The organism is Kaistella pullorum, from assembly GCF_014837035.1.
In the GTDB taxonomy this organism is placed as follows: Bacteria; Bacteroidota; Bacteroidia; order Flavobacteriales; family Weeksellaceae; genus Kaistella; species Kaistella rhinocerotis.
The window spans coordinates 15,398-42,035 of record NZ_JACSPS010000003.1 but is presented as its reverse complement, the minus strand read 5'-3'; the positions used below and the strand labels follow the sequence as shown (position 1 = coordinate 42,035).

The window sequence follows — 26,638 nt, the reverse complement described above, 5'->3', positions numbered from 1 at the left end:
TTATTTAAATGATTAAAGTAGAAGAACTTACCTATAATTTCATTTCCCGATTCTGCGATTTCGAAAAAGATCTGGTGCTCACCAATCATTTCCATTCAGACTGGGAAGCCGATATTCTTGTGGTAAATACTGAAGGTTTCAGCCATGAGTTTGAGATTAAACTTTCGCGCAGCGACTTCAAAAACGACTTTAAAAAGAAATATCAAAACGCTAAAACGACCGAGAAATTCCTCAAACACGACAAAATTTCCTGCGGCGATTACATCTGCAACAAATTCAGTTTTTTACTGCCAATGGGTATGATAAAACCTGAGGAAATACCGCCACACTGCGGCATCGTAGAATTTGATCATAATCCTGACAACTGGCAAACGATTTTTCACGAGGTAAGAAAACCCGGCCTGGTCCACACTGAAAACTTCTGGAACCTGGTAGATAAAGATCTGATGCTGAAAACAATGGCGCGCAATTTCTACTATAAAAAACTCGAAGTAAAAGGTAAATTTGAGGAACTCATCCTTCCTCCGAAGTTTTCGGGCGGTAAATAGATCGCCTGGCTGAATCTTTTGCACTTATTTTGCTTAGAAATCGGGTGCGGCAACTTGAGGCCAATCCATCAGCCATGAAAATCAACAAATTAAAGGTCACGATCATTTCTGTTACGGCAGTTTTAGCCCTGTTTCTGGTGTTTTTATTTTATCAGATGGCTCAAAGTTCATCCACCAGTTCGCTCACCACACTTTTGATGTTGATCATCGGTCTTGCGCTGGGCGGTGCTATCGCTTTTTTGGCTACCAGAAACAGTAGTTCGGCGGCGCCTGTGGTAACGGAAAGTTCGCACACTATTGCTGAAAGCATGCGCAAAGTCTTCAAAATCGTTTCCGCAGAAGGCCATTTCAATGAAATTTATAACTACGAGGAAACCACGAAACTTCTCAAATTTTTTCCGTCTAAGAAGAAAGCGCTGGTCATTGTTCAGGCAAAAGTTTTGGTTGGCTATGATTTCGATAAGCTAAAATGGGAGCTCGACGAAGAAAACCGCCGTGTCCGCCTGCTGGAATTTCCGGCTCCTGAAATTCTTTCCACCGAAACCGATTACAAATATTATAACATCGAAGAACAATTCTTCAACCTTTTCAGTAAAGAAGACCTTGCTAAAATTCAGCAGAATGGCAAGAGACAGGTCATTGACGCTGCCCAAAAATCAAATCTCCCGAACATCGCCGCCGAACAGATGCGCACTTTGCTCACCGAACTTTTAGCAGGCCGCAACTTCTCGCTCGATAATCCTGTGAAAATTTCAGAAAGCAGATTGCTGCTTAATGATCACTACACAAAAAACTAAGATTTCTCCTCATTTTCAGCTGGCTCTTTCCTTTTTTAATGCTATTTTCCCCGCACTGAGTTATGCTTATAAAGTATTCATACGTAATGACGAATCTATTTAAGATTTAGTATTTTTACTGCTTAAATTAATTTTATATGAAATATTTTTATACGCTGCTTTTAGCGCTGCTAGTGCCTTATTTTGCGGTAGCGCAGCAGGTGATTTCCTATTCGGTGAACCCGCCGACATTTAACGAAACAGAATCTGTTACGGTTACTTTTAGTGTGAATGAGACCGCTTTTGATGTTGCGACGTCGCATGCGCTTTACCTCTGGGCATGGTCTTATGACTCAGATAATGTGCAGGCTGACAGTCCTACAAACGGGACCTGGACGGCCTCAAACCCTGCAAATAAGCTAACGTATGTGTCAAGTTCCGGAAGCACCGGCACTTATACGTTTACGATGAACACTGTGAAATCCTTCTACGGAAACCGTCCGAAACCGCTTTCAAAAATTGGATTTCTGGTAAAAACAGTGAACGGCTCTGTGCAGTCGCAGGACATTGTGCTTAATGTAGGTAAGTTCCAGTTTAACCTTACCAATCCGCTGCCCGGAAGCACCAATGTGGTAAATATAGGTTCTGTGATCAACATTACCGGCACATCTTCACTTGCCGCGAATTACACTATTAAAGCCAATGGAACCACGGTTTACGCGAGTTCGAGCGCTTCTACAGCTTTAAATTATGCGTACACGGTGACGCAGGATGCCACGATAGAGGTTACTGCGACAAGTCCGGGAGATGGTTCCAGTGTCACGAAGTTTTTCACGGTTTCGCTTGCGTTACCTGTAGATTCGGCACCCATGCCGGCCTATATGAGACAGGGTATCAACTACGATCCGGCTGACGCTACCAAAGTTGGCCTCGCGCTGTATGCGCCCGGCAAAGCGTATGTTCACGTGATTGGCAGTTTCAATAACTGGACGGTAAGCGGAAATTATTTAATGAAGCGAGATACCACAAATTCTAATCTTTACTGGATTGAGATTACCGGCCTCACGCCACAGCAGATCTATACCTTCCAGTACAGAACGGCAGACGGAATAAAAGTTGCGGATCCTTATTCGCCCTTGGTTTTATCACCGTATGATGATCCTTATATCAACCAGAATGCAACGGTTTATCCTGATCTTCCGCAATATCCGGCAGGTCAGGATTTTGAAGTTTCGGTGATCCAAACTGCAAAACCTGCCTATCCGTGGGCAGTAAACAACTTTGTTAAACCGGCGAAGGAAAATTTAATTGTTTATGAATTGCTCGTAAGAGATTTTACGCCTGAAAAAACCTGGCAGTCTCTTATTGACAAAATTTCATATTTAAAATCTTTGAAAATCAATGCGATTGAGTTGATGCCTGTGATGGAATTTGACGGAAATAATTCCTGGGGATACAACACCGCTTTCCATTATGCACTTGACAAAGCGTACGGAACGCCCGAGAAGTTCAAAGAATTCATAGACTTATGTCACCAAAACGGGATTGCGGTTATCCTGGATGTAGCGTTCAACCATGCTACCGGCCGAAATCCTCTTGAAAGAATGTGGATGATCGATCCTGATGGTGACGGATTCGGAGATCCGGCGGCAGATAATCCTTATTTCAATCAGATTGCGAGACATTCTTACAGTGTCTTTAATGATTTCAATCACTCAAAACCGGAAACCAAATATTACGTACAGCGCGTTTTGGAACAGTGGATCAAAGAATACAAGATCGATGGTTTCCGTTGGGACCTTACCAAAGGATTTACACAAAACTGTACTGCCGGTGATGATGCCTGTACAAACCAATATCAGCAGGATCGTGTGAACATCCTTCGCGCGTATGCAGACAACCAATGGTCTTATGATCCTTCGTCATATATCATTTTCGAGCACCTTGGAACCGATTCTGAGGAAGCGCAGTGGGCCAACTACCGCGTGGGTGAAGGCAAAGGAATAATGATGTGGGACAAGCAGACCAATCCGTACAACCAAAACACGATGGGCTTTGCCGCCAACAGTAACTTCAGTCGGGTAGATTATGAGGCGCACGGTTTTGCAGAGCGCCGCGCAATGAGCTACGGAGAAAGTCATGATGAAGAAAGACTGATGTACAAAAATATCACTTTCGGTGCAACTAGTCCGGAATACAGCACGCGCACACTTGCTAACGCGCTGCAGCGTCAAAAGGCTTACGGAGCGGTATTTCTCACCGTTCCGGGACCTAAGATGATCTGGCAGTTTGCAGAACTTGGTTTTGATAAGAGTATCTACACGTGTGAAGACGGCGTGACTGTAAATACAGAAGGTGATGCGTTGCCGGGCGACTGTAAACTCAGTCCGAAACCTACCGCTTTTGGTCTTGGATACGACTCTGACGCGGCGAGAAAATCTGTGTATGATACGTGGGCTAAAATATTGGAACTGCGGTTGACAAATGCCGTTTTCAATACCAAAACTTTCAATGTAGAATCGGGCAATCTGATGCCGAGAATTTATATTTACGACAACAATTTGCCTTCGTCTTCACTGAAGAATGTGGTGATTCTTGCAAACTTTACACTCACTGCTCAAAATATTGTTCCGAACTTCCCATACGCGGGCAACTGGGTGAATCTGATGGATGAAACGTCTTTTGGTGTGACAGACACGGCCGCGCCAATCACCATAGAACCGGGCGGATTCAGGATTTTCGGGAACGCATCCGGCCTTGCTACAGATGAAAGTGCTTCAAACAAAAACACGGTTTCGCTGCGCCTTGCTCAAAACCCTGTGAGCAACGGAAATGCAGTATTGAACTATACAAATGCGAAAAACGGTGCGGTTTATATTTATGATCTCTCTGGATCACTTGTAAAGACCGCTAAGCTTAGCAAAACAAATGGCATTGAGAATATTTCGGTGTCCGGTCTGAAAACTGGTTTATATTTAATTCAATTAAAATCAGATCAGGGAACTGCGGTTGCCAAAATGATTGTGAAGTAGATTTCTTTAATTACTTAAAAAAACCGGTTTAGAATTTTCTAAGCCGGTTTTTTTTATTCGATATTTTAGATTTCAATTAAATGATTGCCAACTCAACCGCTTTGCGAATCAGATCACGCGAGTTGCGTACCTGCATCTTGTCAATGATGTTTTTGCGGTGACTTTTTACGGTATGCTCGGAAATATGAAGCATTTTCGCGATTTCAACAGCCGAGTGCCCATGAGCGATATGAAGCAGAATCTCAGTTTCACGGGCCGTAAGTTTACAATAATCGGGCGCGGATTCATGTTGGATCGCTTTATACTGTAACTGGTGAAAATCTGTGCGGCCGCCAACGCCGGTAATCAAGACTGTATACGGATTCTTACCGGTAATGTGCTGAATGTTTGTATGGATATTCACTGCCTGCAAAATGCTGCCGTCATCAGACTGCAAGGTGTGGATCGCCTGGTGGTGGAATAATTCATATGTATCTTTTCCTGTCCGCATTCGGAAACAATAGCTGGTCTTTAAATTCAGCACATGTGAAAGTCCGATTTCCCGCACTTTCTGGTACGACATCTTTTCTGCTTCCACCACAAACTGTAGATCATCGGGATGAATCAGGTCAATGATTTCTGAAAGCGTCTGCGGCAACTCTTCTAATCCATGCATATCAAGAATGTTTTTATGATGGTGAGAGAGCGTACTGCCTGGCAGGCTTAGCACATAATAATAGTAAGGCCCGAGCGAGAAATAATCGGCAAAAACACTTTCCAGAGGAGGTTCAGTCTGGGCAACAGGCACATCCAGATCAAAAAGTTCGGGTTCACTTTTCCAGACTTTCGTAAGTACATGAACATCGGCACTTATGTTATTTTTAGCCATTCGATAACTATTTGGTTTAAAATTAGCAATTTTAATGTTAAAAATACCACAAAAGGGGGATATGATTGCTAAGAATTTATTACCATCTTTGTCCAACTAATAACCATGGGAGCTTTATCCCATAAAACACACAATGATGAAAAAACCTTCCAGAATCCGGAAGGTTTTGTCATGTTTCAGCGAAAAATGTTTTTTTTAGAGACTGGCTGAGTGAACCAAAAGGTCAGCTAACTTGTTTGAGTAGCCCATTTCGTTATCATACCATGAAACCAGTTTCACGAAAGTTGGTGAAAGCATGATCCCTGCGTCTTTATCGAAAACTGAAGTCCTCTTCTCACCTACGAAGTCCTGAGATACTACTGCGTCTTCTGTATAGCCTAAGATTCCTTTCAGTTCGCCTTCAGAAGCTGCTTTCATTGCTGCGCAGATTTCTTCGTATGAAGTTGGTTTTTCAAGTCTTACTGTAAGGTCAACAACAGAAACGTCTGCGGTAGGAACGCGGAAAGACATCCCTGTAAGTTTACCGTTCAGCGCAGGAATTACTTTCCCTACCGCTTTTGCTGCACCTGTAGAAGAAGGGATGATGTTGTTCAAAGCCGAACGTCCGCCTCTCCAGTCTTTCATTGATGGACCGTCAACAGTTTTCTGCGTTGCAGTAGTTGCATGAACAGTTGTCATAAGACCTTCTACAATCCCGAAATTATCGTGAACAACCTTTGCTAACGGTGCCAGACAGTTCGTGGTACAGGACGCGTTTGAGAAAATTTTGATATCGTCGGTCAAATCTTTGTGGTTAACACCCATTACGAACATCGGTGTATCATCCTTTGACGGAGCAGAAAGAATCACTTTTTTAGCACCTGCGTTGATGTGCGCCTGCGCAGCTTCTTTGCTGAGAAACAAACCGGTAGACTCTACGATGTATTCTGCGCCTACTTCGTTCCATTTCAGATTGTTCGGGTCTTTCTCAGCGGTTACGCGAATTTTCTTTCCGTTTACGATGAGGTCATTACCTTCTACGGAAACTTCGCCTGTAAACTGGCCGTGAACTGAATCATATTTCAGCATGTACGCCATATATTTAGCATCGATAAGGTCGTTGATTCCCACCACCTCGATGTTTTCTCTCTCGGTCATGGCTCTGAAAACCAAACGGCCAATTCTACCAAATCCGTTGATTCCTACTTTGATTGTTGACATATTATTTTATTTATTAATGATTAAAAAGAATTTGAAGAAAAATTAAATAGCAAGGATCTCTGAGATCTTCAGCAGTCCCGGGTCAATCTCGTTATGCTTTTTGATGGCTTCTTCAATTGGCGTATACACGATTTGATTAGATTTTAATCCGGCCATTACATTTGTCCGGCCTTCCATCAGTCCAACCACAGCTGCATAACCCAGCTGACTTGCCAAGACTCTGTCCGCACAGCTTGGCGAACCACCGCGCTGGATGTGTCCAAGTACCGCCACGCGAATATCATAATCCGGGAAGCCGGCTTTTGTAGCTTTTGCCAAATCGTAAATGCTGCCCAGCTTTTCACCTTCTGCCACAACCACGATACTCGAAGCTTTTCCTGCCTTTTCTGCTCTTTCAAATGTTCTGAAAAGGTCTTCAATGCTGTCTTTTTGCTCTGGAATAAGGATGTCTATCGCACCTGTAGCCAGACCACTGTTCAGTGCGATAAATCCTGCATCACGGCCCATCACTTCCACAAAAAATACGCGGTTGTGTGAAGTGGCTGTATCCCGAATTTTATCGATCGCTTCCATGGCGGTGTTCAGTGCCGTATCGTACCCGATCGTATTGTCTGTGCCGAAAATGTCGTTGTCAATGGTGCCGGGAACGCCGATGACTTTAATTCCGAACTCTTCATTAAAAATGTTGGCCCCGCGGAAAGTACCGTCACCACCGATGCATACCAGTGCATCGATACCGAGTTTCTTACAGTTTTCGTAAGCAGCCTGGCGGCCTTCCTTGGTTTTAAACTCTAGCGATCGCGCTGATTTTAAGATCGTACCGCCTTCGGTAATGATGTTTTTCACCGACCGCGGACCCATGCGGGTAAAATCGTTATTGATGAGACCATTGTAGCCTTCACGAACGCCGTAACATTCCAGATTATAATGGTTCGCCGTACGTACCACAGCACGCAGTGCAGCGTTCATTCCGGGTGCGTCACCTCCTGAGGTGAAAACGGCAATTTTCTTTACAGCACTTTCAATCATACAGAAAAATTTTCAGCACAAATTTACGAAATCTACTTCAGATTCCGAAGGTTTTGATCCGTTAAGATTGGTCTGTAAGCGCAGAGTCCTGCCGCCCCGCTCGCGGATTTTCTCCGAAAAAATCACTATCTTCGCGCTATGTTTAGGGCCAGGAAAATAAAGATGGGTTTGTCAACTCTGTTTTTAGGAGTTTACCTCTTCGTTGCCCTTGCTTCTCAAAGTTTTCATCACCACACAGGTTCGTTTCCGCGCTATCAGGAAGGGGATTCAAGCGAAAAAAATATTTCGGGTCACATTTTTGCTTCTGAAAATTCGGGGTGTTTATCGTGTCACTTTTTGCACAGTGGACATACTTTTATTCCCGAAACTTTCTCTTTCGAACTTCAAAAATTAGAATTTAATCCCGCCCAAATTTTCACGTATGCTGATATTGAGGCTGATTTTAATCATATCTGCCGCTACCTGCGCGGACCGCCTACTGACATTGTTTAAAGCTTATTTAAATTAATGTCAAACCGCACGGAAATCATTCACTCTTTTGTCTAAAGGAGCGATTTCTGTTTACAATTACTTTTTTAATGAAATTTATATTTAAAATGGTGTTTTTCCTCCTGGGAATTACATACGTTGGCGCGCAGCAAAGCTTTTCGGTAACCGGGACGGTTCGCGATTTTCACGATAAAACGGTTCTAAAACAGGCTAAAATCCAGTTGGGAACACGCGCTTCAGTTTCAGATGCTAAAGGTAGATTTACTTTTAAAAATATACCGGCGGGTACGCATCTACTCACAGTTTCTCATCCGGAATGTGCTCCTTTTTCCCAGGTTTTGGATGTTACTAAAGATATCGATCTGATAATTCATCTCGAACATCACACGGGTGACATCGAAGCTGTGACCTTACATGGAAATCATCGGAAGATGGGTTCGGTTGTGATCCAAACCCTTTCACAGCAAGATATTTCGAGGAATTCGACTGAAAATCTGGGGAATTTGCTTAGCAGTATTTCCGGTGTGACGGCGCTTAAAACCGGCAATAATATCTCGAAACCAGTCATTCACGGATTATACGGAACCCGGGTTTCAATTATAAATAACGGTGTGAAGATGGCCGAGCAGGAATGGGGCGTGGAGCACGCACCGAATGTGGATATCAATCAGTTTGAACATATTGATGTTGTGAAAGGTGTAGCAGCACTGAAATATGGCAACGAAAGTGTAGGTGGCGTAGTGGTCTTGGAACCGGCGGTTATCGCCCGCAAAGATACCGTGCAGGGAAGCGTGAAATTTTCGGGCATATCGAACGGTCGCGGTGGCGAAGTTGGGGCAGACGCGGCCAAAACCTGGGATAACCAGTGGTTTGTAAAAGCCGGTGGCGCGTATAAAAAGCTCGGTGACCAGTACGTTCCGGGGCACACTTTGCAGAATACTGGCGCGGAGGTGAGTTCATTTAATTTTTCAGCGGGTAGACAGGCTTTTGCGGAAGGTTTCAATGTGTCCTACAGCGTTATTCAGCAGAATTTCGGGATTTTTAGGGGTGCGCATTTGGGTGGTGCTGAAGATTATTATTTAGCCACAAATTTTGGGCAGCCTTTTTATCTGGATAATTTCAGTTACGATATCCTGAACCCGCGTCAGGATGTGCGTCATCATATTGCTAAGATTGCCGCGTACAAAAGGTTCTCGGAGATCGGCAAGCTGTCTTTTCAGTATAGTTTTCAGCTCAACGATCGGAAAGAATTTGACGTAAGGCGCGGCGAACTGAATGAACTTCCCTCGATGGATATGCGTCTTATTACACAAAGCGCAACTTTAAATCATCTACTGGAGCGTGCAAACTGGTCTTTGGAAAGTGGAGTTTCCGGTTCAATTCAGGATAATTCCCCGGATCCGGCTACGAAAGCGAGGCGCTTGATACCGGATTATTACCGTTATGACGCGGGTGTTTTTTCTGTCTTTAAATACAGATTGAACCCAAAACTCAGCACGGAAGCCGGCGCGCGTTACGATTTCAGCAGATTCGATTCCTATAAATATTATGACGGATCTGAATGGGATGAAAAGTATGCCGCGCTGTTTGCGAAGTTTTTTATAAGTGAGAATGACAGCCGCGTTCTGGCGAGACCCGTCCTTGATTATCACAATTTTTCTGCAAATCTTGGACTGAATTATAAGCCAGTAAACAATCTGGACATTAAATTTAATCTTTCCCGAACAGAGCGTGCCCCGAATGCGGCCGAACTTTTTGCCGATGGGCTTCATCATTCTGCCGCGATCATCGAAAAAGGTGATTTACGTATCAACAAAGAAGAAATCTTCAGCCTGAATCTTTCAGCGCTTTGGAAAGCTGATGTGCTGGGCGGTTTCACTTTGGAGGCAAATCCGTATCTGCTGTACTCGGACTCGTTTATAAATCAGGTTCCGACCGGATTTCAGGATTCCAACCGTGGTGGAGCGTTCAGCGTTTGGACTTTTCAGCAGGTGAAAGCCAGGATTTTTGGGATTGATGCAGACGCGCAGCTTTCTTTTTCAGATCAGTTAAAATTGATTTCTTCTTTCAGCGCTCTGCGTGGCGACGATCTTTCGACAAATGAGCCATTGATTTTGATGATGCCCGCCAACTGGCGAAATTCAATTGAGTATAATTTCAAAGGTAAATCCGGATTTTATCTAAGGCTTGAAAACGAAAGTGTTTTCCGGCAAAAACGATTCCCTGTGCGAAATGTCAATGTGACATTCATCGAAAACGGAAATGTGGTGACGAAAGAAGTAGATTACAGCACGCCGCCACCTTTGTACACGGTTTTTAATGCGGCTCTGGGTGTTGATTTATTCAAAAACATCAATTTCAATTTCAGGATAAATAATATTTTCAATGCCGAGTACCGCGAGTACCTGAACCGCCTGCGGTTTTTTATGCCTGAGCCGGGCCGGAACTTTGTGGCTACAATCCAATTCAAATTTTAGACTTAAAACAACAAAATATTTAAAAATGAAAAATCCATTCAAAACCATATTCGCTTTAATCACCGTTCTGACGCTCTTTTCATGCCGGAATAATGAGATTCCGGAAGATATTCACGAGCACAATGAAATCGAAAAACTTACCGTGAAACTCATCAATATAGAGAACCTGGCGGATGAACAGATAATCAGCTATATCAGCGGGAAAGCCGATAAAAATCTAAATCTTGAACTGGGAAAAACCTATCTCGTGGATCTTGATTTTGAGGTGAAACACGATGACCATTACCACAGCGTGAATGATGATATCATTGATGAAAAGGACGAACATTACATCACTTTTGCGTTTTCCGGTGCTGCCGTGAAAGTAAAAAGGTCAAATGATGATACGGTGAGAACCGACGGGAAAAAAGTTGGTCTAAAGACTGAATGGACAGTGACATCAGCCGGACACGGAACCGTGAACATCAAACTTATCCATCAGCCGGCGAGCATCGAGGAAAATTATCCCTCAGCAGACGATCAGCAGGGGAAAACCACCGGCGGCGAGGCGGACGTGAATGCGAGCATTGGTTTTAATTAGGTAAAACTTTGCAATACATTGCGGCAAAGCACCATTTGTTCGGTTCCATTGCTTTAATTTGTGGCTTTTAAACATTTTAATTTAATAAAAATTGCTATTTTTGCAAACTAAATTTTCAATACATAACAATGAACGTTACAGCGACCAATCATGATGAAGTAAGTGCGTTACTTACAGTTACTTTAGATAAATCAGATTACAAGGATAAGGTTGAAAAACAACTGATCAACTATGCTAAAAATGCACAGGTTCCAGGTTTCAGAAAAGGAAAAGTGCCGCTCAGCATGGTGCGCAAGCAGTATGAATCCGGGATTGCTTTTGAGGAAATCAACAAGCAGGTTTCTGAGGCGCTGAACAACTACATAAACGATAACAAACTGCGTCTTGTGGGCCAGCCGGTTCCACAGCCAGTAGAAGATCTGAACCTGAACGCAGAGCAACTTTCAGTAGCTTTCGAAGTAGGTTACGAACCTGAATTCTCAATCGATCTTTCTAAATATGAAGCGCCACACTTCCAGGTAGAGGCGTCGGAAAAAGAAATCGGGCAAAGCATCGAGAACATGCAGAAGCGTTTCGCAGAGCAGGTTCCACAGGAGGCAATTTCGGAAGATTCTCACATCGCGCTTGAGATCAGCCAGGTTGTAGAAGAAGATGCAGAAGGAGCGCACAACCACCCGCCAAAAAGCACGGTGGTAAACGCGGAGAAAAAAGCAGCTTTCGAACTTGTGAAAGGTCTTAAAATGGATGAATCTGTAAAAGTTTCGAAAGAAGAACTTCAGAATAACGAAGATCTTGCTACAGAACTTGGATTCAGCAAAGAAGAAACTGCACATCTTCACCACGACCAAATCGAGGTGAAAGTGAAAGATTTTTACGGTCTGAATCTAGCAGAGCTTGACCAGGAACTTTTCGATAAAGTGTATGGTGAAGGAAACATCAAGACTGAAGAGGAGCTTAAGGAAAAAGTAAAGACCGAACTTGATGAGTACTTCCAGCAGAATGCTGATGTACACTTCGTAAACAAGGTTTTGGAACAGATCAATGAGAAAGAGGAAGTGAAGCTTCCGGAAACTTTCCTTATCAAATGGTTAATGTTCAGCAACGAAAATATCAAGGACGAAAACCAGGCGCGTGAAATCCTCGAAGCGGAAAGAAACCAGCTTAAATATCAGATCCTGGAAGGTAAACTGATGAACGACAACGAAATCAAGTTGGAGTACGCTGACGTATTGAGCCAGGCTGAGCAACTTGTCCGCAACCAGTTGGCTATCTACGGAATTCACCATTTGGGTGACGAAGAGATCCAGAAATACGCTGTTGAAATGCTTAAAGACCAGGAGCAGGTTCGCCAGATCTCTTCAGAAGTTGGAATGGCTAAACTGAAGGATGTAATCCTTGAAAAAGCTAAGAAAGTTTCTACAAAGATTTCGCACGACGAGTTTCTTGAAGAAATAAAGAAATAATCAATCACTTCTGTAAAATAAAAAAATCTGCTTCGGATCCGGAGCAGATTTTTTTTGTCTTAATGTTTAGCTTTAAAGACTAAAATAGGTGATATCTTCATTTGAAAGGAGGAATGTCTCCAGTGCGTCAATCTGTTTTTCGGTGATGCGAAGCTCCATGGTAAGAAGCATTCTGTGTTGACTGTTTTCAAGTGAAACTTCTGAAACACGGTTTACGGTTTTCTTTATTTCTTCAATGATGACAGCTTTTTTTTGAGCATTTCCGTTGGCTATTTCCAGTTTCAGAATTTTGCTGAGGTGCAGTGGCATCAGGTATTTCATGATGAAAGTGGAAGAATTGATGACTACCAGCGATGCGATGAGAAAAACGAAAGCCATATTCACTTCGCCAAAGCCAATCGCCATTCCCACGGCGGCCGCAATCCAAATCACACCGGCTGTGGTAAGTCCGTACACGCTGAAGCCTTCTTTGAAGATTACACCGGCGCCCAGAAACCCGATACCGCTCACAATATAAGACGCAATCCGTGTTGGGTCGCCTTCGCCCGCAAGTTTGTACGAAATGATTGAAAATAGGGTGGAACCGAGGCAAATGATCGTAATTGTCTTCAAGCCTGCGGATTTGTCTTTCATTTCACGTTCAAAACCGAGTATAAGACCCGCAATCATGGAGATTACGGCTTTATAAACATCAAGAAGTTCAAAATGGTCCGACATCTTTTTTTATTTAAAGATAGTTTATTTAGAGCGAATTGAACTCGCGGTTCCATTCCAGCGCGGCATCGCTCAGCGTTTCATAGAATTCTTCGCCATATTTTCGGATCAGCGGTGTTTTCAGGAATTTATAAACCGGCACCTGAAGTTCTTTGCCAAGCGTACAGGCGGGCGCGCAGATTTCCCATTCATGATAATTGAGCGCGGTAAAAGTGGAATATTCGGTGACGCGGATAGGGTAGAGATGGCAGGAAATCGGTTTTTGCCAGTCTACGGCGCCATCTTCATAGGCTTTTTCTATTCCGCATTTTGTGATGCCTTTTTCGTCAAAAATTACATAGGCGCACTCCTCGTCGTTTACAAGCGGTGTCACATAATCGCCGTCCAGCGGGTCAATTGTCCATTTTCCCTGAGCTTCGAGCGCTAATGCACCTTCAGGACGCAGATAGGGTTTCACTTTGTCGAAAATTTTGTCGAGAATTTCCGTTTCGTATTTTTCTAGCGGAGCGCCCACGTCACCGGCGACACAACAAGCGCCTTTGCATTTGGTGAGGTTGCACACGAATTCCTCAGAAAATATCTCTTCGGAAATTAATTTATCTTCAATCTGAATCATATTATAATTTAATATTTAAAGGAATAAAATCGCCAATTTTAAATATAACCAGCGAGAGAATGATCAGCCAAAAGGTAGCTTCCTGCAGCCACGGCTTGCGCAGAAAACGCATAAGCCGGCTTAAGATGATTGACGCGGGTAATATCAGAAGAAGCAGATATTCAAAATTTGCACCCATATACAGCCAGATGGTGATGACTTGTGCGGCTGAAAATACGAGTACAAAAGTGTATTTAAATTTACTCACCGGACTCTTTCTGTTAAAATTCCGGAAGTGATCCCAAACTGCGACGATGAGAAGCAGCGCGACCGGAATAAGAAAAATCAAATCCTTTAGATATACCGACTGCGAAAATTTGCCAAAAGGGAAGTAAGCCGGATCCCAGGCGTTCATTCCAAGGAAAAAAGCAAGCCCAAAGTAGGAGAGGGCTACAAGCAGCATCCCGAAGAACAGGCGGAAAAAGTGAAGCCCGATCCTGTCTGAGGTGCCGATGATATGAAAGATTACAAAAAGCGACATCGGCCATGTGGTGGGCAGAAAGATGAAATTCAAAGCTAAAATAGCGCCTACCAAGACGTAGGAATTCTTCCGTATGATCATATCCACATTCGTCAAAACCAACAGTATAATCGAATTCGTGAAAAGTGCGATTGCGATACCGATATCCAGATCACCCGGATACAAAGCAAAAACAAATGCAGTGTACAGAAAAAGCGGCAAATGCGTGTCGTACGTCAGCCCAAGTGTATTAAAACAAAAATATCCGAGTGCAATACCTGCAAAGGTAATTGCCGCCGAAACCAGGTTGAGATGAGTAAAATCAAGGATGTTGAAGGAGATCACTATTACGAGGAGAACGCCGATGTAAACTGGTACCGAAAAAATATTGCTTTCCTTTGAAAGTAATCGGAACATTTTTATTATTTTTGTGCAAAGTTAATTTAAAAAAGGAAAAAAAATGACGTCTTTCTTTCTGTTCCTAAGTGATGTTTTCAAATGGTCTTTCGGCCTGTTTACCTTTGCGGGGAATGTGGTGAACTGGATTCTCTTCATCGTTGCCAGTGCACTGTTTACCTATTGGTGCTGGGTGCTTGTGAGCAAGCTGGGGAACAATAAAGACAAAGAATATTTTTCTCCTACTGCGGGTAAACGCATGTATTATGATCCACAAATCCATAAGAAAGACTAAATAATTGAGTTAGTACATTCTGAAAATCCCGGAAATCTTCTGATCTCCGGGATTTTTATTTTCTTAATTAAATATTTATTGGTGAATCGGAATTACAAGCACCGGAATTTGGCTTCGGCGCGTAAGCTCTTTTGTGAGACTGCCCACGAAAACATCGTAGATTCCGCTTCTGCCGTGCGAACCCATCACGATGTAGCCCGCATTTTTTTCACGCGCATATTCCAGGATGATATCGCCGGCCACGCCCTGTTTCAACAGATGTTCGCAATCTATGTTTTCCGCCAGAATGCGTTGCTGGAGTCTGTTCAGTTGCAGAAGCTCTTCTTTTATTTCATTCTGTTCCACCTCCGGGAAATACTGGAAGCCCATGTCGCCAATCGCGAAGCCGATATCAGCCGGCGCTACATGGATCAGACAGATTGTACCATTGGTTTCTTTTGCGAATTTTACAGCGCCGTCGATCAGCCGATCGGTAGATTCTCCGAAGTCTACAGGTAATACAATATTAATCATAGCGTAGTTTTTCTCCCTTAAAGTTACATAAAAAACGCTGAATCAGCAATATTTTGCTACTGTATCCTTACGTGAAGCACTTTTTTATCTTCCAGAAAACCTTCCAGAATATCATTTTCCACCACTTTACCTACACCCGCCGGAGTGCCGGTGAAAATCAGGTCGCCGGCCTTCAGTGTAAAATACTGCGATACAAACGCAATAATCTTTTCCGCTGAAAATATCATCAGTGAGGTGTCGCCATCCTGCACTTTCGCGCTGTTTTTATTTAATGAAAATTGAAGTTTGCTTAGATCGTAATTTTCTTTGCTGAAAAATTCTGACAGGACTGCGGAACCGTCAAAACCTTTGGCAAGCTCCCATGGTAAACCTTTTGCTTTCAGGCTGCTCTGCAGGTCGCGCGCGGTGAAATCGATTCCTAGACCTATTTCGTTGAAATAACCCGCTGCATTTTCTTCCTGAATGTATTTTCCGCCTTTTGACATTTTCAAAACCACTTCAAGTTCGTAATGAACGTCATCAGAAAATTCGGGAATATAAAAATCGGTGCCTTTTTTCAAGATGGCAGTGTCAGGCTTCATGAAGATGACCGGGTTTTCCGGCACTTCATTGCCGAGTTCTTTGGCGTGTTCAGCGTAGTTTCGGCCAATGCAGATGATTTTCATTTAATATTTTTTAAATTTTTATTTAAATGTTTTAAAACCGTGATTTAAGCTGAATCGCAGTCAAAACTTTCTTTGTGTACAGCGGAAAATCTGCATTCTGGATCCATCCAAAATAGCCTAAATCCTTCTGAAAAACATCTTTCACGCGCTGGCCTTTATATTTTCCGAATGCGAAAACCTCTTTTTCATCATCATCAAAACGAATCATTCCAGCCAGATCTGCAAACTTATGATATGTTGAAAACTCGCTAAGCGCGGCAACCTCGTTCGGCAGTTCATCATAATGGGCAACCTGCGCATCCAATACCTCAAAAGTTGCCAATACATCAGCTTCCGCCGAATGCGCATCTGTAAGTGTCTTCTTGCAGTAAAAATTGTACGCTGCTGTCAGGTTTCGCGGTTCCATTTTGTGGTAAATCGTCTGAACATCGACAAGCTTGAATTTATTTAGGTCAAAATCAATTCCCGCACGCAGCATTTCTTCAGCCAAAAGCGGCACGTCAAAACGGTTCGAATTGAAGCCCGCAAGGTCTGTTCCGGTGATCATTTCCATTACTTTGGGCGCGATTTCTCTGAATGTTGGCGCGTTTTTCACGTCGTCATCTGAAATGCCGTGAATTTCTGTAGATTCCCGCGGGATGTACATTTCGGGGTTCACGAGCCAGGTTTTGCTTTCGCGCGAACCGTCCGGGTTTACTTTCAGGATGCTGATTTCCACGATGCGGTCTTTCGCGACGTTAGTGCCGGTGGTTTCCAGATCGAATGTACAAAGTGGTTTATAGAGTTTAAGGTTCATATTTAATTTTAAGAAATGGTCAGTCGCCGAATGAAGTTTTAAAGTATTTAATTATACTAACTGCTTCCTGAAAAGGACCGAAATGATGATGTAATAAATGATCACGAGCGGAATCCCGACGGTTTTAAATATAATTAAAATCAAAATCGCTCCGATTGCGAGCGCAATTTTGGGGTAATTATCTTTTATTTGTTTTGACTTAAATTTCATCGCGATCATACGTATCGGCGCGATTAAAATCCACGACGAGATTGCGGTGAGAATCAGCAACAGCAACTGGTTTTCAAATAAAAAACTGAAAGCTTCCGTTTCAAGGAATGCATAATAAAGCCCGAAAATCAGGATGGTGTTTGAGGGTGTGTTGAGGCCTTTGAAATAGTAGGTTTGCTCTTCATCCAGATTAAAGATGGCCAATCTCAGGCATGAAAACAGCGTGATGAAAAGTCCGAGATATTTAAGTTCAAATGGAAGTTCTGCACCCAAAAACTGCGCGCCGAAAGGATCAAGTGCTTTGTACATTGTAATTCCGGGCAGAACGCCGAAGCTCACCATGTCAGCCAGCGAGTCTAGCTGCGCACCGAGATTTGAGTTCGATTTCATCGCGCGTGCTATAAAACCATCGAAAAAATCGAGGATCAGCGAAATGATGATGCAAAGTGCCGTTATCTGATAATTTCCTGTAATTAAATTGATTACGCCGATGGTTCCCGACAGCAAATTGGCCAGCGTAAAAGCATTTGCCAGATTGTTTTTGATGAAATTCATACCCAAAATCCCTAAATAGTTAGCTACGCAAAAATAGCGTTTAAATACGAAGTCGTGGTCTCTAAAGCGAATTTAATGTAAATTTGGGGCCCAATATTTAAGCTAAATGAAGGAAATCAGACTTCGCGAAATCGGCGTTTTATTTTACAGAATATTTCTGGCATTTGTGTTCTATCAGTTTGCACGCCTGCTTTTCTGGATTTTCAATAAAGATCTGATTAAAATCGATTCCATTTCAGAATATCTGCGCCTTGCATACCACGGAACTGCCTTTGATACTACTGCAATTCTCTACGTGAATGCGCTTTTCATTCTCGCAAGTTTGCTTCCGTTGCTGCTCAACACGTCAAAAGGTTACCAGACATTTTTGTTTTGGCTCTATTTTATCACCAACGGGATTGCATATTCACTCAATTTTGGCGATTTCATCTATTACAAATTCTCTCAGGCACGGCTCACGATGGCTGCGATGTCGGTTGCGCAGAACGAAAGCAATCTCGTGAAGGTTTTTCTAATCTCCGTTTTGGAACATCCGTTTGTGATCATTTGGTTTGTGGCGCTGATGGCGCTTTGGATTTTTCTTTATCAAAGAATTAAAATTTTACCACGTAAAGCACAGGTCAAATGGATATATTTTGTGTCAACAATCATTACATTAAGCCTGGTCGCAACACTGGTTGTGGGTGGGATCCGCGGCGATTTCAAACATTCTACGCGTCCGATCAATCTTGTGGATGCAAACAGACACATTAAAAATCCGCTGCAGGCTAACGTGGTACTTAATAGTGTTTTTTCGTTTTTCAGAACTTTGACGACCAATAATTTTAAGGAAGTTCATTTTGTGGATGACGCATTTATTGAAAAACATATCAGGCCCTACAAATTCTACCCACGTGAAGCTCCCGCTGAGAAGCCGAATGTGGTGATTTTCATCCTTGAAAGTTTCTCGAAAGAATATTCCGGCGCGTTCAATAAGAATAATAAGATTGAAAATTTCGTCTCGTACACGCCGTTTTTAGACAGTCTCGCGCAGCACAGCCTTATAGCCACAAATGCTTACGCGAACGGCCGGCAGTCGATTCACGGTATGAGTTCTGTGCTTGCGGGCATCCCTGCGCTGAAAGATGCTTTCACAGGTTCTCCGTACGCCAATCAGAAAATCCAGTCGATTGTCTCGGTGAGTAACGAAATGGGTTACGACACTTCCTTTTTTCACGGCGCGCCAAACGGTTCGATGGGCTTTTTAGGATTCGGGAATATTTTAGGTTTTAAGAATTATTACGGAAAGAACGAATATAATAATGACGCAGATTTCGATGGGATTTGGGGTATTTGGGATGAGCCGTTCTTTCAGTATTTCGCAAATACCATTTCTGCGAAGAAATCACCGTTTATGGCCACGATGTTTTCGGTTTCTTCACATCATCCGTTCAAAATTCCGGCAAAATATGAAGGTAAATTTCCGAAAGGAACGCTGGAAATTCATGCGCCGATTGGTTACACCGATTTTGCTTTAAAGCGCTTTTTCGAAACTGCGAAAACAAAACAATGGTTCCGGAATACCATTTTCGTGGTGGTTGCAGATCATACCAATCAGGTCGCCTATCCCGAATATGAAAAAGCGATGAACCGGGCAGCTGTTCCCATCTTGTTCTATTCGCCAAATCCAGAGTACAACCTTCACGGTGAAATAGCCGAACCCGCGCAGCAAATGGATATATATCCTACATTGGCTGATCTGATGGGTTACAATAAGAGAATCCGCAGTTGGGGACGAAGTCTCGTTTCAGCTCAGAAGGAAGAGTACTTTATAGTAACATCAACGGGAATTGAGCAGTTCATTATCGGGAATTATATCTATCTGTTTAATGGCCAAGACGTCACCGGGATCTATGCAAAAGAAGATCTAGCACTCGAAAAAAATCTGCTTGGAAAGATTAATTCTACCGAGACCAAACTCGGAACTCTGAAAGCCCGCGCGTGGTGCCAGGATTATATGGACCGTGTCATCAACCGCAAACTTCATTAGCACCGGATTTCATATTCGGAACGTGTTTTAAAATATCCTTGCGGATTGATTAATTATTTGGTGTTTAACTTTTTTTAATTACATTTATCAAAATAAAAATTTAACAAACTTTTAAAATGAAAAAAATAATTTTCGCTTTCGTTGCCTTGTTTTTCGCCACCTTCTCTTATGCCCAGATCGAAGGGAAATGGAAAACCATTGATGATGCCACAGGACAGCCTAAATCTATCGTGGAAATCTTTAAAAAATCTGACGGAAAGTATTACGGCAAAGTTGTACAGTTGCTCATCAAACCTGCAAATGCAAACTGTGTAGACTGTAAAGACGACCGCAAGAACAAGCCAATTCTAGGTATGGAAGTGATCCGTGGGATGCAGAAAGACGGAGCTACATTTACCGGTGGAACAATCACCGATCCGAAAACAGGTAAAACTTACAAGTGTAACATAGAGCGTGAAGGTGATAAACTGAATGTACGTGGATACGTTGGTTTCTCGCTTATCGGCCGCAGCCAGACCTGGCATAAAGTGAAATAACTGAAATCTCAATTACGATATACAAGCAACCCACAGGGTTGCTTTTTCTGTTGCCGCCGGCCTCAGGTTTGGGAAAAAATCTTTACTTTTGTACATTAATTTTTTTAAAGAATCATGAAGGAATATACTTTTCGGGAGGTTATTGCACAGGCAATGAGCGAGGAAATGCGCAAAGACCAATCCATCTATCTGATGGGTGAGGAAGTAGCGGAATATAATGGTGCCTATAAAGCTTCGAAAGGCATGCTGGATGAGTTTGGGCCGAAGCGTATCATAGACACACCGATTGCTGAGCTTGGCTTCACCGGGATCGCAGTAGGCTCCGCAATGAACGGAAACCGACCGATCGTAGAATACATGACCTTCAATTTTGCCCTTGTAGGTATTGACCAAATTATAAATAACGCTGCCAAGATCCGCCAAATGAGCGGTGGACAGTGGAACTGTCCGATTGTTTTCCGTGGTCCGACGGCTTCTGCAGGTCAGCTGGGTGCTACACACTCTCAAGCTTTTGAAAATTGGTTCGCTAACACGCCGGGCCTTAAAGTTGTGGTTCCTTCAAACCCTTACGATGCGAAAGGTTTGCTGAAAAGCGCCATCCAGGATAATGATCCGGTAATATTCATGGAATCTGAGCAGATGTATGGCGACAAGATGGAAATTCCGGACGAAGAATATTACATCCCAATTGGTAAAGCTGATATCAAGAAAGAAGGTAAAGATGTAACGCTGGTTTCTTTTGGAAAGATCATGAAGCTTGCGATGCAAGCGGCGGAAGATTTGGCTAAGGAAGGTATCTCGGTAGAGGTGATCGATCTTAGAACAGTACGTCCGCTTGACTTTGATACAATCATTGAATCTGTAAAGAAAACTAACCGTTTGGTAGTTCTGGAAGAAGCCTGGCCAATGGCTTCGCTCTCATCAGAAATTGCGTATATGGTTCAGCAGAAAGCATTTGATTATCTGGATGCACCAATCAAGAGAATCACGACACCGGATGCGCCAGCACCCTATTCAGCGGCGTTGTTTGCTGAATGGTTCCCGAAGCTTGAAAAAGTAAAAGAGGAAATTAAGAAAGCGATGTATATCAAAGCTTGATAATGAATGAAACTCCCGCCAGGGAGTTTTTTTATGCCCACCAAACATTACAACACTATTCGCATTTGCGAAAACGTTTTTTATTCTACATTTGCGCATTAAAATCTTGTTGAGAAATGTCCAAAGGAGTTGAAGGCAATCATTTTGACACGAAGAAGCTTACGGCGCTTGGCGTTTTAGTTTCCCTCGGAATTGTATTTGGAGACATCGGTACCTCACCGCTTTACGTAATGAAAGCCATCGTGAATGCGCGCAGCGTGGGCAGTACAATGCCGTTCGACGAATATATCGAAGGCGCGCTTTCATGTATAATCTGGACGTTAACACTTCAGACGACATTCAAATATGTCATTATCGCCCTGCGTGCCGACAACAAGGGTGAGGGTGGTATTCTTTCGCTGTATTCCCTGGTGAAGCGGCTTAAAAAGAAATGGCTCTATGTCGTAGCAATTATCGGGGCCGCTACGCTCGTGGCAGATAGTGTCATAACGCCGTCACTTACGGTAATGTCCGCGGTTGAAGGTCTTAAGATTTACAGTCCGCACACGCCGGTCGTGGGTATTACGATTATTATTTTAGCAATTGTTTTCATCGTGCAGCAGTTTGGAACAGCTTCAATCGGGAAGTTATTTGGGCCGGTGATGGTCTTATGGTTCCTTGTGCTTGGCATTTCCGGCTCCATGCACATTTTCGATCATGTTGAAATATTAAAATCGTTCAATCCTTATTACGCTTACAACCTGATCACCCATTCGCCAAGTGCGATCATCATTATGGGTGCGGTTTTTCTTTGTACGACAGGCGCGGAAGCGCTTTATTCTGATTTGGGACATTGTGGCAAAAGAAATATTCGCGTAAGTTGGATTTTTGTTAAACTGATGCTGATTCTCAATTATTTGGGTCAGGGTGCGTGGCTTCTTGATAATTACGGGCAGGTTGCAGAAGGAATCAACCCTATTTTCGGCATCATGCCCGCGTGGGCCATTTTGCCGGGAGTAATCTTAGCGACTGCGGCAGCAATTATTGCGAGCCAGTCCGTGATCACAGGATCATTTACCATGTTTTCTGAAGCCATGTCTATTTCGTTCTGGCCAAATCAGCAGATTGATTATCCTTCGGGTGTTAAAGGTCAGATGTATATTCCGAAGATCAACTGGGGCTTGATGGTGCTGTGTTTCATCGTCGTGATTTATTTTAAAGAATCTGAAGCGATGGAGGCGGCCTATGGACTCACCATTACGATCACCATGCTGATGACAACCACGCTGCTTTTCTTCTGGCTGCGCCGAACGCAGGTGGTGAAAGTTTTTGCATTTGGTTTTCTGGCCGTATATCTCTGCATAGAACTCGGTTTCTTTTACGCGAATGTCATCAAATTTTTCGATGGCGGCTGGCTCACGATGGTACTTGGCGGTTTCATCGCGGTTTGTATGTACGCATGGTACAACGGAAGGCTGATCAAAGCTAAATTCATCAAATTTGTCAAACTCGATAAATATGTTTCTGTCATTAAAGACTTAAAACTCGACGAAACCATCCCGAAATATTCTACAAACCTCGCTTTCCTCAGCCGAGCAAAGAAAGAGGACGAGATCGAAGCTAAGATCATTTATTCTATTTTGCGAAAACAGCCGAAGCGCGCCGACCATTATTTCATCCTGAACATCGTGAACCAGGAGGATCCGTTTACTTTTAAATATACGGTGGATGAGATCATGCCCGGCACCATTTACAAGATCAATTTCCTCCTGGGTTTCAAGGTTGACCGCCGTATAAATGATTATTTCGATCAGGTTCTTGCCGATATGATGGCGGAAGAAAGCATTCCGTCGCGAAGTAGTCATCCATCGCTGCGCGCGCACAATATACCGCCCGATCTGCGGTATGTAATCATTGACAATACTTATATCAATGATACCTTGCTGACGGTGAAAGAAAAAATCACGCTGAACATCTACAATTTTGTGAAATATATCGGCAGTGATGATTTCAAAGCGTGGGGAGTTTCGCCTCACAACGTAGTGGTAGAGTCAACGCCGCTGCTTGATCAGCAGGTAGTAACCGACAGGATTCAGCAGGTAGCCTTCAAACATTATAACTCTTAAGCGTTCTGACGTTTGTTTTAATCGTTTCAGTCTATCGCGAGGGCGAATTCATTAATAATAAAATCGATAAATTTGTACTTTAATTTATTTGATGGAAGCGACACAGAAAGAACTGAATTTAGTCACGATAAAAGAGGTTCTGAGACAATATTTACTACAGAAAGGATTCCGCAATACGCCGGAACGCTATACGATACTCGAGGAAATTTACATGATGGACCACCATTTCAATGTAGATGACCTTTACCTTTTGATGATGCAGAAGAAGTATCACGTATCCAAAGCCACTATTTACAACACCATTGAGATCTTCCTTGATGCCGGACTCATCCGCAAGCACCAGTTTGGCGAGAAGACCCTCACATCATCATCGTATGAGAAATCTTATTTCGATAAGCAGCATGATCATCTTGTGATTTACAAGGAAGGTTCAGACAAAGAGATTGAGGAAATCATTGAGTTTTGCGATCCGCGTATCCAAGGCATCAAAGAATCCATTGAAAAGGCTTTCGGGGTAAATATAGACTCACATTCACTCTACTTTTACGGCACCAAGAACAACGGATGAGCAGACTTCTTGTTTTATTTCTCTTCGTTTCCGCCAATTTTTTCGGGCAGATTACGATGCGTCCCGCAGATCCTTTGGTTAAAGATCCCTTTTTCAATTCGAATAAGCAATCGCCACAGGGCGAAAAAGTACGTCTCATCCACTCAGATTTCTTCCAGAAAACACCGGACAGATACAATGGAAATCCCTTTTTCAAGGGCAATGTTCAGTTCGAGCAGCAGGGTTCCGTGCTGTTTGCAGATGAAGTGATATTCTACGAGAAAGAAAACTTCGTGAAGGCCATTGGCAGTGTCAAATTGCAGAATGCAGACGGATCGGTGATTACGGCTGGCGAAATGGAGTACGACGGTAATACCCAAAAAGGCATCGCTAAGAAAAATGTAGTGTTAACAGACCCACGCCAGACCATAAAGACCGAAACCTTGTATTATGACCGTCTCGCGAATGTCGCCTATTTCAATACCGGCGGCACCATCTCCGATGCCACAAACGTGATGTACACGCGTTCCGCAACCTACGATTTGGCCACGCGAATGATCGATTTTACCGGAAACGTGAAGATCAACAACCCTGATTATACCGTAGAAGGCAGCAACATCAAGCAAAACCAGAACACGAATACCGCAGATTTCTTCGGTCCAACCACCATTACAAACAAGAAGAACCCGTCGAACCTTATCTACACCGAGCGCGGTTCGTACAATATGAATTCCAAGGAAGTCTATTTAAAGAAGAATTCACGTATTAACTATAACGGAAAGATCCTCACAGGAGACGACATGTACTTCAACCAGATCACCGGATTTGGGACGGCTAAAGGCAACGTCACACTTCGCGATCCGGCCGAAAACCGCTATATGAAAGGCGGCTACGGCGAGATTTACGAGAAAAAAGACTCCGCTATGATGACCGAAAGACCTTATGCGGTGAAGATTCTCGAAAAAGATTCAATGTATTTCTCTGCGCAGCGGCTTTTGGCTTATCAGAAGGTTGATAACAACGATCCGCTCAAAAAGAAAAGTTTCCTCCGCGCGTTTCGCAAGGCGCGCATGTATAAATCTAACATACAGGTTCGTGCAGATTCTTTAAGTTTCAATGAAACCGATGGCATCATGCATCTTTTCGGTGCACCAATAGCCTGGAGTGGCGAGAAACAGGTGACCGGCGATAAGATAGAAGCCTACTTTGATACTGAGAATGAATTTATAGATTCGCTGAAAGTCGTCGGCAACGCTTTCGCCATCAGCAAGGCAGATTCGCTCAATTTAAAAGACGAGTTCAATCAGGTAAAAGGCAAGCTGATGACGGTTTATTATAAGGACAACAAGGTAAATCTTGCCAAAGTCATCGGTAACGCACAGGCGATCACCTATGCAGACGATCAGAATGAGAAAACCAAAGAGGTCGAAAGAATCGGTGTTGCCCTCTCAACCTGCGGAACCATCGAGGCCGAATTTGAAGACAATACGGTGCAGATTATCTCCTGCAACGTAGGTGCGAACTCAGATATCTATCCGATGAGCAAAATCTCGCGGGAGAAGCGCTTCTTCCCGGACTTCAATTGGAACACGAAAGACCGCCTGAAACGCTGGGAAGACATCTTTCTCGATTCGCCGGGCTACGAGGAAACCGTATATGAATCCGCGGACACACTGTACAATGAAGCACAGAAAGCTATCGACGAGGCCAAGGCTAAGGAAGAAGCGAAGAAGCCGAAACGGGTAAGGAAGTAAGCGCATCCTGCCATTTATACAGCAAAGAAGCACCGCGTGCCGGTGCTTTATAATGAAATTCTACGGCAGAACGGGCTAGCCTTTCTTGTGAAATTCCGCCACTTTCAGGGCGTCTCTTATCATTTTTCCCGGGCGGAAGATGGTGCGCACACTTCTGATCGAAGCAGCTGTCACTTCCTGAGGGGAGTCTGCGGGCGCACTGGAGCCACCAGCCTGCAGGGTGAAATATTCACCTACATATACTATTTTGCCATCCGCTACGTCTTCAGCGATCTGGGTGAACGTGCTTTCCAGCACAGCCAGTATGTCTGCTTTAGACACCGTGGACGTTGCTGCGGCATGCTTTGCCAGGTCAGCCAATGTAGTTTTGCCTTCTCCCACAATGTTAGCGTAGTACTTGGGGGCGGCGGTTGGCTTCTGCGGATTCTTTCTTTGTACTACTGTAAATGTAATAGCCATCGTTTGTGTTTTTTATGATTAATAAGCGTAAAGTTAACATCAAAAGTATCAATAGGAAAAGGTGGTTTCACCCTATTTTGCTGGGTGTCAATAGCTTAGCATGGGGTGCCATTGGGTTTTGTGAGGAAGGTCCGTATGTTCTGTTGAGAACGTCCGTATGTTTTAATGAAAACGTCCGTATGTTTTATTAGAAACGTCCGTATGTTTTGTACAAGACGGCCTGGTCTTTTGATACAGACGTACAGGTCTTTTCAGACATACTTCAATTGTTTGTAAAGGATCTTCTTTGTACTTTATAAACAGGGAACTAGAGCAGTGTCCGAAAGGAAACAATATAATATGATAGGGCATCAAAATTTTTCCGTGGCAAGACTATCTTCTTTACATTT

Annotated in this window: 25 protein-coding genes; 14 read left to right on the top strand and 11 right to left on the bottom strand. The window is 43.3% G+C overall.

Annotation, left to right across the window (positions count from 1 at the left end):
* Positions 1–8 precede the first annotated feature (8 nt).
* From H9628_RS08750 to H9628_RS08740, 3 genes are all read left to right on the top strand, one after another.
* The gene (locus H9628_RS08750; protein ID WP_251833765.1) at positions 9–548 is read left to right on the top strand and encodes a hypothetical protein; all 540 of its coding nucleotides are present in this window, start codon (positions 9–11) and stop codon (positions 546–548) included.
* A gap of 74 nt (positions 549–622) precedes the next feature.
* A complete protein-coding gene (locus H9628_RS08745; protein ID WP_251833764.1) occupies positions 623–1,345 on the top strand; it encodes a DUF4230 domain-containing protein in 723 nt (240 codons plus the stop codon).
* 137 nt (positions 1,346–1,482) lie between these two features.
* Positions 1,483–4,356 carry an alpha-amylase family glycosyl hydrolase gene (locus H9628_RS08740; protein WP_251833763.1) on the top strand — a complete coding sequence of 958 codons (2,874 nt, stop codon included), beginning with the start codon at positions 1,483–1,485 and terminating at the stop codon, positions 4,354–4,356.
* Positions 4,357–4,432: 76 nt separating this feature from the next.
* Here H9628_RS08740 and H9628_RS08735 read toward each other — a convergent pair whose 3' ends face one another.
* The 3 genes from H9628_RS08735 to pfkA form a co-directional block, all read right to left on the bottom strand.
* The gene (locus H9628_RS08735; RefSeq protein ID WP_251833762.1) at positions 4,433–5,224 is read right to left on the bottom strand and encodes a response regulator transcription factor; all 792 of its coding nucleotides are present in this window, start codon (positions 5,222–5,224) and stop codon (positions 4,433–4,435) included.
* 195 nt (positions 5,225–5,419) lie between these two features.
* A complete protein-coding gene (gene gap, locus H9628_RS08730) occupies positions 5,420–6,424 on the bottom strand; it encodes a type I glyceraldehyde-3-phosphate dehydrogenase (protein WP_251833761.1) in 1,005 nt (334 codons plus the stop codon).
* Positions 6,425–6,466: 42 nt separating this feature from the next.
* The gene (gene pfkA, locus H9628_RS08725; protein ID WP_251833760.1) at positions 6,467–7,453 is read right to left on the bottom strand and encodes a 6-phosphofructokinase; all 987 of its coding nucleotides are present in this window, start codon (positions 7,451–7,453) and stop codon (positions 6,467–6,469) included.
* Between the two features lie 168 nt (positions 7,454–7,621).
* Here pfkA and H9628_RS08720 point away from each other — a divergent pair, with 168 nt between their 5' ends.
* The 4 genes from H9628_RS08720 (at position 7,622) to H9628_RS08705 (ending at position 12,462) form a co-directional block, all read left to right on the top strand.
* Positions 7,622–7,945, top strand: coding sequence for a hypothetical protein (locus tag H9628_RS08720; protein ID WP_251833759.1), 324 nt, complete (start codon positions 7,622–7,624; stop codon positions 7,943–7,945).
* Between the two features lie 86 nt (positions 7,946–8,031).
* Positions 8,032–10,419, top strand: coding sequence for a TonB-dependent receptor (locus tag H9628_RS08715; protein WP_251833758.1), 2,388 nt, complete (start codon positions 8,032–8,034; stop codon positions 10,417–10,419).
* A gap of 25 nt (positions 10,420–10,444) precedes the next feature.
* On the top strand, positions 10,445–10,999 hold the full coding sequence (locus H9628_RS08710; protein WP_251833757.1) for a hypothetical protein: 555 nt from the start codon (positions 10,445–10,447) through the stop codon (positions 10,997–10,999).
* A gap of 128 nt (positions 11,000–11,127) precedes the next feature.
* The gene (locus tag H9628_RS08705) at positions 11,128–12,462 is read left to right on the top strand and encodes a trigger factor (RefSeq protein ID WP_251833756.1); all 1,335 of its coding nucleotides are present in this window, start codon (positions 11,128–11,130) and stop codon (positions 12,460–12,462) included.
* Between the two features lie 72 nt (positions 12,463–12,534).
* Here H9628_RS08705 and H9628_RS08700 read toward each other — a convergent pair whose 3' ends face one another.
* From H9628_RS08700 to H9628_RS08690, 3 genes are read right to left on the bottom strand one after another with little or no spacing between them, the layout of a single operon-like run.
* Entirely contained in the window at positions 12,535–13,179 is a 645-nt protein-coding gene (locus H9628_RS08700; RefSeq protein ID WP_251833755.1) for an MgtC/SapB family protein, read from the bottom strand.
* A gap of 25 nt (positions 13,180–13,204) precedes the next feature.
* Positions 13,205–13,792, bottom strand: a complete 588-nt coding sequence (locus H9628_RS08695; protein WP_251833754.1) for a DUF3109 family protein — start codon at positions 13,790–13,792, stop codon at positions 13,205–13,207.
* A gap of 1 nt (position 13,793) precedes the next feature.
* A complete protein-coding gene (locus H9628_RS08690) occupies positions 13,794–14,708 on the bottom strand; it encodes a DUF6427 family protein (protein WP_251833753.1) in 915 nt (304 codons plus the stop codon).
* A gap of 43 nt (positions 14,709–14,751) precedes the next feature.
* On the opposite strand from H9628_RS08690, the gene H9628_RS08685 reads away from it, so the two are divergent.
* The gene (locus tag H9628_RS08685; protein WP_251833752.1) at positions 14,752–14,982 is read left to right on the top strand and encodes a DUF6341 family protein; all 231 of its coding nucleotides are present in this window, start codon (positions 14,752–14,754) and stop codon (positions 14,980–14,982) included.
* A 75-nt stretch (positions 14,983–15,057) separates the two neighbouring features.
* On the opposite strand, the gene H9628_RS08680 is transcribed toward H9628_RS08685, so the two are convergent.
* From H9628_RS08680 to H9628_RS08665, 4 genes are read right to left on the bottom strand one after another with little or no spacing between them, the layout of a single operon-like run.
* Positions 15,058–15,495 carry a universal stress protein gene (locus H9628_RS08680; RefSeq protein ID WP_251833751.1) on the bottom strand — a complete coding sequence of 146 codons (438 nt, stop codon included), beginning with the start codon at positions 15,493–15,495 and terminating at the stop codon, positions 15,058–15,060.
* 56 nt (positions 15,496–15,551) lie between these two features.
* Entirely contained in the window at positions 15,552–16,160 is a 609-nt protein-coding gene (locus H9628_RS08675; protein ID WP_251833750.1) for a fumarylacetoacetate hydrolase family protein, read from the bottom strand.
* Positions 16,161–16,191: 31 nt separating this feature from the next.
* Positions 16,192–16,956: a 3'-5' exonuclease gene (locus H9628_RS08670; RefSeq protein WP_251833749.1), complete on the bottom strand. Its 765-nt coding sequence runs from the start codon at positions 16,954–16,956 to the stop codon at positions 16,192–16,194.
* 51 nt (positions 16,957–17,007) lie between these two features.
* On the bottom strand, positions 17,008–17,721 hold the full coding sequence (locus tag H9628_RS08665; RefSeq protein WP_251833748.1) for a CDP-alcohol phosphatidyltransferase family protein: 714 nt from the start codon (positions 17,719–17,721) through the stop codon (positions 17,008–17,010).
* Positions 17,722–17,827: 106 nt separating this feature from the next.
* Between H9628_RS08665 and H9628_RS08660 the strand changes: the two genes are divergently transcribed.
* The 6 genes from H9628_RS08660 to H9628_RS08635 all read left to right on the top strand — a co-directional run bounded on the left by H9628_RS08660 (position 17,828) and on the right by H9628_RS08635 (position 25,790).
* Positions 17,828–19,750: an LTA synthase family protein gene (locus tag H9628_RS08660; RefSeq protein WP_251833747.1), complete on the top strand. Its 1,923-nt coding sequence runs from the start codon at positions 17,828–17,830 to the stop codon at positions 19,748–19,750.
* Positions 19,751–19,866: 116 nt separating this feature from the next.
* A complete protein-coding gene (locus tag H9628_RS08655) occupies positions 19,867–20,286 on the top strand; it encodes a DUF2147 domain-containing protein (RefSeq protein ID WP_251833746.1) in 420 nt (139 codons plus the stop codon).
* 114 nt (positions 20,287–20,400) lie between these two features.
* On the top strand, positions 20,401–21,384 hold the full coding sequence (locus H9628_RS08650; protein ID WP_251833745.1) for a pyruvate dehydrogenase complex E1 component subunit beta: 984 nt from the start codon (positions 20,401–20,403) through the stop codon (positions 21,382–21,384).
* 116 nt (positions 21,385–21,500) lie between these two features.
* Complete coding sequence (locus tag H9628_RS08645) at positions 21,501–23,489, top strand: KUP/HAK/KT family potassium transporter (protein WP_251833744.1); 1,989 nt, start codon at positions 21,501–21,503, stop codon at positions 23,487–23,489.
* Positions 23,490–23,580: 91 nt separating this feature from the next.
* Positions 23,581–24,057, top strand: coding sequence for a Fur family transcriptional regulator (locus H9628_RS08640; protein ID WP_251833743.1), 477 nt, complete (start codon positions 23,581–23,583; stop codon positions 24,055–24,057).
* Complete coding sequence (locus H9628_RS08635; RefSeq protein ID WP_251833742.1) at positions 24,054–25,790, top strand: OstA-like protein; 1,737 nt, start codon at positions 24,054–24,056, stop codon at positions 25,788–25,790. Before H9628_RS08640 ends, H9628_RS08635 begins: the two co-directional genes overlap by 4 nt.
* 75 nt (positions 25,791–25,865) lie before the next feature.
* Here H9628_RS08635 and H9628_RS08630 read toward each other — a convergent pair whose 3' ends face one another.
* Positions 25,866–26,249 (bottom strand): HU family DNA-binding protein, encoded by a 384-nt coding sequence (locus H9628_RS08630; protein WP_251833741.1) that lies wholly within the window; start codon positions 26,247–26,249, stop codon positions 25,866–25,868.
* Between the last annotated feature and the right edge of the window lie 389 nt (positions 26,250–26,638).